Below are 2,274 nucleotides of genomic sequence, written 5' to 3'. Positions count from 1 at the left end.
CGATGGGCGATGGAGATCGTCCGCATGAGCGGTTCGGTCAGCGCGACGACGTCCATTCCCGGTGGGCGCAGGGTCAGTCCGAGATCGGAGACCAGGGTGACGCCCAGGCCCGCGGCAACCATCGCGAGTGCCGTCGCCTGCTCGCCGACCTCGTGGTTGATTCTGGGTTCGAATCCGCAACGCTGACAGGCCAAGCGCACGGCGCGGCCGAAATGCGACGTGGGTCCTGCAAGGATCCAGGGATGCTCGGCGAGATCGGCCAGCGCCATGGTTCTGGCGGACACCGTTCCCGGGGGCAGCGCTGCGTGCAGTCGCTCCACCGCGATCACCACCCTGGTCAATTCCGGGTCCCACTGCATCGGGTAGTCGGAATAGTCGATCACGAACGAGAAGTCCAGCGACCCGTCCCGTACCGCGACTGCGGTGTCCTCCGGCGCGAGTTCCCTCGTGCGCACCTCGATGCCGGGATGTTCGGCGGCCAGCAAGGTCAGCGCACTCGGCACCAGGCTCGACGCGACGGACGCCCACACGCCGACGGTCAATCGGGCGGTGACCCCGTCCTGTGTTTGCTCGAGGGCAGTGGTCGCGCGGTCCACCGATCGCATGATCTCCTCAGCGTGCTCGGCGAGGAGCAGGCCGATCTCGGTGAGCTGTACCCGCCGACCGCGCCGCTCGAATAGCTTTGCGCCGACGTCGCGTTCGAGCTGGGTGAGCTGTTGGGATACCGCGGATGTGGTGTAGTGCAGGGCCAGCGCCGCGGCTGTCACGGTGCCTCGGCGGTGCAACTCCCGAAGCATCCGCAACCGGCGTAATGACAGCTCCATGCCGCCAGCCTATGCATCCATTCCGGGCCGTCCAACCGGACCACGCGTGGCGCTGTGTAGAAAGCGTGAATGCAATCCTTCACGGTTCTTAACTGGACGCCCGGTCACCGGCGCGCGCACGCTGGCGTCATCGGCTGAGTGGTCGTGGAGACGATGATTTTCTGAGGACGATTGGGGTAACTCGAGGTGACCACGACGACGGAATGCGGGTTCGGGCGCACCCCCGAGCACCGAGAGGATGACTACCGTGAGCACACGGCGACGCGGCGTCGGGTCGATGTGGCGACCGTGCGCAGCGGTGAGCCCCTGTTGCGTGTGACGTGGTCCGATCCGGTCACCGGAGCTCGTGGTTACCTCGTCGTGCACACGTTGGTGTCGGACCTGGCGACCGGGGGCACCCGGATGCGGGCAGGCTGCACGATGTCGGAGGTGGAGGATCTGGCCCGAGGCATGGCTGCCAAGACCGCGGTTTTCGACCTGCCGGTCGGCGGCGCGAAGGGCGGTATCGACTTCGACCGGAAGGACCCCCGTGCCGTCGGTGTTCTGGAGCGGTTCTGTCAGGCGATGCGCCCGTGGCTGGCCGCGCACTGGGTGACCGCGGAGGATCTGGGGGTGCCGCAGCATCTGCTCGACGACGTCTTCGCGCGGCTCGGCCTTCAGCAGTCCTACCATGCGGCGATCAGCCGGGCGGAAGATCCGCAGAGGACTCTGCGCCGGGTACGGGCCGCGTTGAACGCCCCGGTGCCCAGCGGTTTTCTGCTGGGCGATGTGATCGGCGGTTACGGGGTTGCGCAGGCCTGCCTCGGTACGGTGAGCGCATGTGGCTGGGTTCCGGCCGACACGACGGTGGCGATCCAGGGGATCGGCACCATGGGGGGCGGCGCGGCCTGGTATCTGTACGAGGCCGGTATGCGCGTGATTGCGGTCGCCGACGCCCTCGGCACGCTGTACTGTCCCGACGGCCTGGACGTTCCCGCGCTGCTCGGCCTGCGGGACGGCTACGGCGAGATCGACCGCTCCCGCGTCCCCTCGCATGTTCAGCGGTTGCCGAGCGCGGCTGTGATCGCGACTGCGGCAGACATCCTCGTCCCGGCCGCGATCTCGTATGCGATCACTGCGGATAACGTCGACCAGATCGCCGCGACAGTCGTGATCGAGGCTGCGAATGCCGCGACGACCCCGCGGGCGGAGGCGGTGCTCACCGGTCGGGGTATTCCGGTGGTCCCCGACTTCGTTGCCAATGCCGGAGCAGTCGCCTGGGCCTGGTGGGTCCTACTCGGTCAGGTCGGTACCGACCCGGAGGACTCGTTCCTGCGGTTGCGTACCGAGATGCTGGCCAAGGTCGCGTTGCTGCTCGGGCAATGGATCCTGGACGGCGTGGCGCCACGGCAGACCGCGTGGGACCTCGTCGCGGCCAACCGCAGCGCGCCGGCTCCGGCCGATCCTCTGG

General features: G+C 68.0%; 2 protein-coding genes. One reads left to right on the top strand and one right to left on the bottom strand.

Going from position 1 to position 2,274, the window contains the following annotated elements; all coding sequences use genetic code 11:
• Positions 1 to 824: LysR substrate-binding domain-containing protein (locus ACFWAY_RS53560; RefSeq protein WP_378516517.1), on the bottom strand; the 824-nt coding region annotated here is incomplete at its 3' end.
• A 186-nt stretch (positions 825 to 1,010) separates the two neighbouring features.
• On the opposite strand from ACFWAY_RS53560, the gene ACFWAY_RS53555 reads away from it, so the two are divergent.
• Positions 1,011 to 2,274: Glu/Leu/Phe/Val dehydrogenase dimerization domain-containing protein (locus ACFWAY_RS53555; protein WP_378516516.1), on the top strand; the 1,264-nt coding region annotated here is incomplete at its 3' end.

The sequence above is a fragment of the Rhodococcus sp. NPDC059968 genome (genome assembly GCF_042738615.1).
Classification (GTDB): Bacteria; Actinomycetota; Actinomycetes; order Mycobacteriales; family Mycobacteriaceae; genus Rhodococcus_F.
Note: the sequence above shows the minus strand (reverse complement) of the source record. Positions and strands in the feature narration are given on the sequence as shown.